This window comes from Legionella drancourtii LLAP12 (genome assembly GCF_000162755.2).
Classification (GTDB): domain Bacteria; phylum Pseudomonadota; class Gammaproteobacteria; order Legionellales; family Legionellaceae; genus Legionella; species Legionella drancourtii.
Genome location: NZ_JH413807.1, coordinates 29,920 through 39,171, shown reverse-complemented (window position 1 = coordinate 39,171; position 9,252 = coordinate 29,920). Strand labels below are relative to the sequence as shown.

The window sequence follows — 9,252 nt, the reverse complement described above, 5'->3', positions numbered from 1 at the left end:
GCCTGACTTGCTGCATACAAGGAAGAAAAATCTAATTTTAATTGTTTGGTGAAAATAAGAAAAAAAAGTAAGCTATAAGAAATGAATAATAAGCCAAAGCCTATTTTTTTATATTTATTTTGCATCATCCTTCTCTTTAAAGATTCCGATTAGCTGGTCAGACAATCATTGATTTCTAGCTTGTATATCATATTCATCTGTTATTTTATAATTTATCTTTTATTTTGTATAAAATAATTGCCAATGGTTCTTTAAGAAAATAATAAGAGATATATTTATGTTTTGACCAGCAGATACTTTGTGTTGCTGGCGAGCTTACCACCTTGAGCTCTTGTTTCTTTGCAACCAATATGGCTCTCGGGGAAACGAAGAAAAAAATGCAGGCTTTTGTAAAATAGTTCATGATGATTCTCTTCATTATATATGATATCTGCGTTTTAAAGGATTTTTCTTTTCCACCTAGAAGATGAGCCGCGCACAATATTCATCATTTTTCGTTTCTGATGAAGTTTCTTTGGCTACCTGTGGAGCAAAAAATCCGTGCTCTGAATCTATTCTACTCGTGGGTTTATGATTGTGCGACTTGATTTTTTCATTTTTTGACTCTTTTTGATTGGGGGCCAGGGAATTAAGACAAGATAACCCTGTTTGATTTTTGTTAAGCGAATGAAGTATGTTTGGTGCGAGTGGGGGGGCTTCAGGAACAGTATTTTCCAATGCATTTCGCCATGTAGAAATTTGTTGTTTAATGTAAGGAAATGCTATCCACCCAATGAGGATGAGACAGGTAAGCGCAATGGGGGCAGAGAGATATACAGCGCTGTATATCATGAATGCGGTCAGTGCTAATAGCACCAATAATTTCGCAGCGTGTTTTACCCAAAAATATAGGTTTCTTAATGATTTAAGCTCCTGAGTAGAAATTGCTTTTGTTTGTTCCCGGTATTGGGGGGTTAATTTATCCAACCCAGCTTTAAATTTCTCTGTAGTTAAACTGTATGTTGTGCGTAAATTTAGCAGTTCTTGTTTATTTTCTTCGGCAATACGCTCATGATTTGTTTGATAGTCCAGTAACTCTTTAATTGCTTGCTGGGAATCTTCAGATAAATCTGCAGGTGCTTTTTCAATCCATTGGCACAATTGATTATAAGTTGTATCTGGTGGGAGTTTTGTCAATAAAGTAAAGAAGTTAGGATGAGCTGCGACCTTTAATAAATTTATAAATTCAGGGAAAGAAAATGCACTGACTTGGGTTATGAATTTAGGGTTTAATTGGGCGATTCGCTCTAAGCTGGCTTTATAGGGGCTATTTTCTAAGGTTTTTAAAATGAGTTCTGAGTGGGAGGCTTGTTGTATAAATACCATTAGGGTATCAACGTTTAGCAGTGCGTTGGGTTGGCAATCGCGATAGGTTTCTAATATACCCAATACATCGGGAATGGCTTGTACAAAGGGAATGTATTCAGACCGTTTAATTAACTTCAAGTAGTTTGATAATGCTAATAAAAGCGCTTTGTTTTTTGCAAGCGTGCCAAACTTATCTAAAAGCAACCCCACTTTAATTTCTTTTTCCTCCGATAAGGAGGTAAGCGCTTTAATCGCCTCTGGCAAATCATTACCAATGTCATCGATACCGATAAGTATTTGTGCTACGAGTGATTTTGAACTGGCAAATTGTTGCTTGAGCTTATTTTTTATCCATCCGAAAACGGTTGGTACAATAAAGCGGTTTACAATAAAAGGTATTGGGCCACCAACAATTAGAGAACTTAGCGTTAGCGCGGTACTCACTCCAGAAAACCAGGTACTTATTCCCGATAAGTCAATCGTTGGCAGACTCACTTGCTCCCATTTCTTTTCTTGAATTTGGGTTTTGGTCATCGTGAGATAGTCAGCAACAAACTTTTTTATGCGTTTGACCGGTACGAAGCGTCCCACCACTGAAATCGATTGAGCATATTCAAGCATTTCATCAAGGTTGGTTTTAAGTTTAACTATCAATACGTCAATTTGTTCTGCATTAATAAGTCCTTTTTCTTCTAAAGTTTGTCCAAGCGCCTGCTTAAAGCTGCATTTCTTTTTAAAATAGGGGTCAAATAGAGTAACAAGCTCATCTATGTTTTCAAAATGTTGCTTTGTTTGTTGATGGCCATCAATTTTCCATTTGCGATGAAAAATATCAGCGAAAGCACTTAATTGAGCAATGGTTGTTCCTTGTAGTTGTGGAGCAAAGCTATTTAAGAATTCAAGAGGAATTGATGGTTCAACGAATCGCACATTGCTGAATTTATGTTCCGCAAACCATTGCGCAAGCATTTCCTGTTGATCTTTAATTCGTGCTGCTAAAAATTCCTGGGTTATTTCATCGTTTATTACTTTATGTTTGTCTAATAGCTCCGCATAATGCTTCTCGGCACGTTGGTTCAGTGTACTTAAAGTACGTGTAAATTTTTCATGGTCTACAATTGAGTTGCCTTCCCCAAATTGTCGCATCAAAATTTTATCGGCTGTTGCACGAAGTTTAAGAACGTATTCACTGACCATTAGATAGCGGGCTTCTTCTAATAAGCGCATTTTCAAACGCTCTTGCTGCTGTTTAAGACTGAGCTGATGTTGATGAGCCTTAAATGCCTCGGTCAATAGTTCCTCTGAGTCGGAGGGTGAACCAATCGCTTGTGCATCAATAATGGAAATGAATTGCCCACTTTTGCCATTACGGGCGGCTCTACCTTGAATTTGTCGCAACTCACTTGGCGTTAGATCAGTACACGTATTAATGACCACCAAGCCATTCTCATGCTGGGGTTCAATATCGGCTCCTCGAGCGAGACTTTGATTGGCTATAGTGAGCCAATGATCCTGACCTGCCGTATAAATAACGTTTTCCTCTGATTTTCCTGCGTCTTCATAGCCGTGATAACATTGTAACTTCCATTTCGTATGTGTAGCTAAGGAATTACGTAAGTGCTCTGTAGCTTGTGGTGAGTGGGTGATCAATAAAATGGGTTGTGCCACATTTTCTTTTTTATGGTTTTCAATCCATTCAATAATTTTTTTATGATGTGCATCCGTTCCGAATGAGGTGACTAAGCCTAAATCCTCAGAACGATCGGGGTGGAATGTCGGATAGCTGATAGCAACTAAACCATGTTGCTTATAAAATTCAGCGCGCTCGATAAGTGAGCCTGCTGTTCCTGTTAGCCCAACAATAGGTCCATCATTTAATCGATAATAATCAAAGAAGTTTTTAGCGCTGATAACAATAAGTGCTTCAGTGCTTGGTTCAATAATGAATGGGTAAGTTGGTGGTGGATTTTTGTTATTGAGTAATGTATGCAACAGTTGTTGCACATATTCTGAATAACTCACATTGGGATCTGGTCTATTAGTGCTCGCAATGATCGGCGCTGCATAATAATGCTTTGATACGAGCTCTTTCGTTTCAACCACATAGTAATCTATGTTTTCTTCCAAATTATAGGCTATCATCGCTGATTCAATTAAGACGCCTAGTAGCTCATTGGAAATTTTATTCGTAAACTTAAGAAAATCTGCCTCGGGGTTCTGGATAATGAAGTAATTTTTTAAATTAAGAATATCTTCTTCTTGACTGCAGTGATTCTTAAGATAGATCTCTTCTTCTTTTACAAACTGAAGAACATATTGGTATATACACGCCCAGGTCTTGGAGTTATTTAACAGGGGATCTAACGTTGCAGCTAAACGAAACTGAACGGTAGTTGTTAATGCGGCATCGATCTCATCGCTTACCAATGCCGGATTTTTGGGTAGTACCTTCTTTTCTAACGCCATGCGCGTTCGGAATAAAGCAAGATTGGAGGCAGTAGAGTAGTTCATGCCATTTGCAATATATTCATGATGGGCGCTTTGCGCCGTAAGGATATTTTCTCCATGAGAAATGCCTAGGTATTGGTAAAATGGCCCAAATTTTTCTAACGCATTTTTCGCCAGCTGGTTATTTTCAGTGACAATATCGACTGTTCTGCCTAAACTGCAAAGCAACGCACCATGCATTGCCGCAATAATGCTCTTTCCCTCACCGGTTTTAACTTCATGAATTAAATTGCCTGGATAATGTAGGCATTTCAATAAAGTTATGAGTTGTGTGCTACGGGGAAATTTATTTGTGGTTCGATAAAGTGCTTCAGCGCTTATTGCAATCAACAGTAATTGATTGTGGAGCCGGTCTTCTTCTTTGCTGATCCGAATTTGTAGCGTTTTGAATAAGCTCTGAAAGTCGTTATCAGTTAACTCATTAATCGTAAGTTCTTTGGTAACCCCTTGAATTTCAACCTTAATAGGTTTTTCCGTCATATAAGATATTAGTAACTGGTAATCACGCCATAAGCATTCTTGCTCTTCATTGCTTAATGACGAATCCTCATCCGTTTGATGAGATTTCAGTTTGATGTGCGCAATCTGTTTTCTTATAACCTGCGGATCATAGTGATATCTTTGTAGATTCTCTTGGTATTTTTGACGCTGAAATGCGGCTATAGTTTCGTTCAAACAGGGAGTCGCTAATAGCGCTAAAATTTCTTGAGCGTTAAGGGGGTATAATTTTTGTAGCTGGACTACTTTTTTTAACTCATTTAGAGGCTTATCTTTAAGTGTTTTTAATTCATTTATGAAATCCCGTTCTGTAAGTTGGCAAGTCCTATGGGCTAATCTTAATAAGCACTGAATTTCATCTATCGGTTTTTGATCTAAGAAGGCATTCAACTCACTAAGATCATAATAAGAGTTTTTTTCATACAGCCATTCCATGATATTCATCGTTAGCGATGAGGGCTGAACTTTTTGTACAAATTTGCTTAGTTCCCTTAATTGGACCGCATTTAAATAAGGATGGGCATTTAGAAACTGTACTCCCTCATTATGCCTCACCATTTGCATCAGCGCGGTGAATACTTGTTGCGCTTCGTCCATGTCGAGTGCTAGCAACGTTTCGATGAGGTTTAAAAGAAGTTCGAGATTGTCTTTCACTTTAATTTTTAAAAGGGATGCAAGTAGAATACTAATTAAGATTTTTGCTTGAGGTAAAGCCTGGTAAATCTGAGGCCTTTTCGCCAAGGTGAGTAAAAAATTGGTGGCCATTTTATCTTCAGCATGACCTTGGTGCTTTGTCATTTCCACGGCAATGAGTTCAATTAAGCACACAAAGGCATCGACGGTGGTATTTTTATCCATGAGGTGATCAAGGGCCAAATAAATAAAGCTTTTTGGATTGCTGCGTGATAAAGAGGACATTGATTCCAAAAGACTGGCAATCTTTGTGGTGTTCTGCAGTAGAGTTTTCATATCCAATCCGGGATATAATCTTTTTAAATACTGCTCTACGAGTCTTTTGTGTTCGCATGGAATGTTTAATTCAGTGCTCCACTGATTAATGAGTGTTGCTACAATTTTGGGATCATTACCTAAGGCTGGCAGGGCTTTTTCCAGATTTTCTTTCTGGGTTAATAAAAAATGCCCTAGGCGTTTCGACGTGAATTTTCTTAAGAAAATTTCCGGGATAGGGGTTTTGGCAATAGTGAAAGCAGAAACGCGCTGTTCTCGCCAAATACTCCATAAACTTTGAATTCCATTTTGTTCATCCGTAGGTATTTGATGAAGATGAACAAAAAAATTCTTAATATAAGTGGATGTCTGAGTTGCTGATATGGTTTTATTTAAGCCGTGGTCCGTCAAAAAATGAATAAAATTCATAGAAAATGTTTTTTGATTAATATCATGACGATATTCGTTCCCGGTATAGTTAATGACATAGTATGCGCATAAAAGCTCTGAAATATAGGCCGCAGTAGAATCCTCTGTCTGAGTTATTTTTTGATACAATGTACGATAGAAGGCAATGTCTTCGCGCAGGGATTGAGTTCCTAAGTAACGAAAGAGCGCTATTTTAAGCGAGGCATCACCTGATTTGTGATGCGTCATGGCGTTTAAGAGTTGTGTAGTGGAAACGGAGTAGGTCTTGGTTAATGGATTAATTGCTGTGGCGTGGATTTGCATTTCTGGGCAGATCACTTGAAAACCATTCCATTCGCAGACATAAGGAGCATCAGTAGGTAACAGAGAAATCCCGCAGATTTCATCAATTTGTTCTTTTAAAGCATGCTTTTCTAGGGCATGGTCAAGTATATATTCTAGTCCTATATAGAACGTTTCAAATTCGGAAAGTGGGGCAATGGCTAAACCTTGTTTGCTTATTAATTGTTGTATCAGATTGTTTAGTAGTTTTTGAGCTTCTTCTTGTTCTCCACTATAAGACAAAAACTTGGCATAAATGCGTTTCCAAAAATTCTCTAACTTATTTAGTTCATTATAATCAAGAGCGAGATTATTTTGCGCTGCAAATAATAATAAATGGTGGGCAAATTTTTCAAAAATAGGCCAATCATTAGTAGCGTTTCCTATAGGCGTTTTGAGCGCTAGCTTCAGAAAAATAGAGCCAATAGGAATTTCAAATAGTCGTTCGACCGCTGATATGCTTATAGCATATTGGAAATGAGTTTTATAAAAGTTGTCTAAAAGTGAACGTTCTTCTAAAAAAAACAGTAATTTAAAAAATAATTCCAATCCCTGTTTATGTCTACCAATAATAATTTGCAGTAAGATTTTTAAGTTATCTTCATTGTGAACTTCAAAACGTGAAATAAATTGTTCTAAACGTGTGATATCTTCAGTACGGTCAGGAAAATAAAATTGGAGCAATTGTAAAAATTGTATTTCAATAGCCAGGATCTCTTCTTGACTTAAAGGGGGATGAGGTTGAAAGAGTGTTAACAACGCTTCAGCAAGCTTGATAAGCGCGTCCCTTTGCTCGGACTCGACGGAAGCTAATTCATCCTCAGTTAGTAATACTAGATAATTTAAAGGTGATTGAAATCCATTGATGTCTGTATCATCCGATTGCAATTGGGATAAGTAGGATAGATGAGAAAAAATAAGGGGTTTAGGTACATGATTTTTACTATTACCATATAATTGTTTCACTTCATATAAAGTGCGTCCAAAAATGAAACTTTCTTTAATGGAACGATTCTTTACAGGTAAGCCATCTCGTGTGTTCTCGAGGTTTTCTATTAATCTATTCGCTATGTATTCTTCAATATTATCCACGGAATAGTGAGGCAATTTAACATTGAGAAAGGAGCCTGGTTCATTTTCTCGCTCTATTAAGGCATGACCAAATAATTTTGTGGCTATTTGCAAACGAACGTTTTGATCATTTGCTAATTGTTCATAGAAGTTGCGTCGACTATGATTTTTTAAGTAAAATTGGGTACAATAACCTGCTTGCTCTAATAGTTGTTCGTTTTCTGTTATCTTCGGTAGTCTTTTTTTTGCAAAAAATTCCAATTTTTTACAGAAATCATCTAGATTCGTCTTCAAGTTCCATGAGATGCCTCTTTCCATAGAGGAGCTGGCCGAATGGCTTATCTCTTCATTTACATTTACCTTTTGGGCTTGAGTTTGTTGAACCTCTTCATTTACCGTCTGAGTTTGTGTTACTGCTTCTTGATGCGTTACAGCCAAGCGGACTTTAGATTTTAGTTGACCTTGAGTTAAAGTTTTTGATTTTCTTACGTTCTTACTGGTTTTTGTAGCGAGAATATAAGCCCCTGGCTGCGCTTTTGGTTTTTTCTGATGCCGTTTGTTAAGCGATTCAAGCTTATCAAACCAGCGTTCTGGGTTTACACTCAGTGCTTGAATCGCTCGATAAATAGACGATAAAATTTTGGTTGAAGATAAATAATAGCCGGCGTCTTGGGGTAAGGGGTGGAATAGACCTGGTTTTTCTTGTGTATTGGGTTTTAAATCAAGCAGATTGGCTTTTAGATTATCCTGAGTGATTAAAACAACATGAACCATTAAAGTACATTTGCTTTGTTCTATTAGTTTTAATAGTTCTTCGTAAACCTTTTGTCTTTCGAGTTCATTCTCATATTGGCTTCCTTTAAAAATAAGGATTAATTCGCTATTTAACATTCCTGAATAGTATTGAAAAACAGGAATTAAATCACCAACAGAAACTGGGAACGTAAACGCAAAAACTGGAGATATATTTCTGAAATATTGGTAATTAACTTGATAGAAAAAATGAATGAAGCTTGCTAAAGCAGAATTGAAATAGCGGTAATCTTTTAAAGGAGTCTTGTAATCATTCCACATCTCATAATGCGGGTTATCTGAATAAATAATGGCTTGATTTGATGGAACCAGTGTTTTAGGTTGGGGAGCAATGCGCGGTTTAAATTCATTAAAAATGATTTTTCCCAATTGGTACGAAAGCAGTTCTCTCTTTTTTTTATACTCTGTAATGCTGGTTACACAAATATCGATATTCGGGCGAAAATGCGAGGGTGGTTCTTTCCCTTCTTGAACAAGAAATACTTCTCGAAAATTAATACCAATGGTGTAGCCCTGATTGATAAGCAGAGATATATCATTAAGCATAGTGCTAATCGCACGGGCGCAATCAAGCCCGTTACCAAGTTCATCTAACTCTGCTAAAGTTTCTAAACATATTTTGACGTTTTTTTTTCTCCAGAAATACTCGGTTTCCTTTGTTTTTGCTAAATTACCGGGCCGGGCTAGTATTTCAACAATCTTTTGTTCATAGATATTCCAACCTTTTAGCTTGTTGAGTAAATAGAAGCTTATGTCTCCTGTATTTTCTGATTCATCAGAGCTCCAGATGTAATCACATTCACTCTGAGAGAAAAAAAAGCGCCTCTTTTCTTTAAAAAAAAGAAAAGGAATCTTTGTAGTATTGGTCATATGAGGAGTTTTATTTGGATCAAATAAGTGCTTAATTGTAACATAGTGTTCTTTGTTGGTGCAATAGATGTATTGGATTATAGAAAGCGCATCATATATCGGAGCATAGCACTGGTTTGGCATTGATCTGTCTGGATTTTAATGCCATAACAATCTTGGCATCTATTTAAAATTGACCCCATTTATTCAATGGTAACTTCATGCTCGTATTTATCCTAGGCTCATGAAGACTCATCTATGCTTGTCCTGACTCATTTTATTTTGGAAAAATCTGCCGATTGACTAAATTTATCATAAGAGTACAATTTTGCCGCATCTTGTTTTTAACAAAACTCACCATATTTGATATGGACAAAACCAGTTGCTAGTTTATAAGAGTATTTTTACTCTTCAAAGATTTATAAAAGAGACGTTATCTTCGATATTATCCAGGAAGATTCAACTGGC

The 9,252-nt window shown here is 36.9% G+C and carries 1 protein-coding gene; it reads right to left on the bottom strand.

The window, feature by feature from the left end; translation table 11 throughout:
* Nucleotides 1–459 precede the first annotated feature (459 nt).
* Entirely contained in the window at nt 460–8,928 is an 8,469-nt protein-coding gene (locus tag LDG_RS04040) for a preprotein translocase subunit SecA (protein WP_148263503.1), read from the bottom strand.
* Nucleotides 8,929–9,252 lie beyond the last annotated feature (324 nt).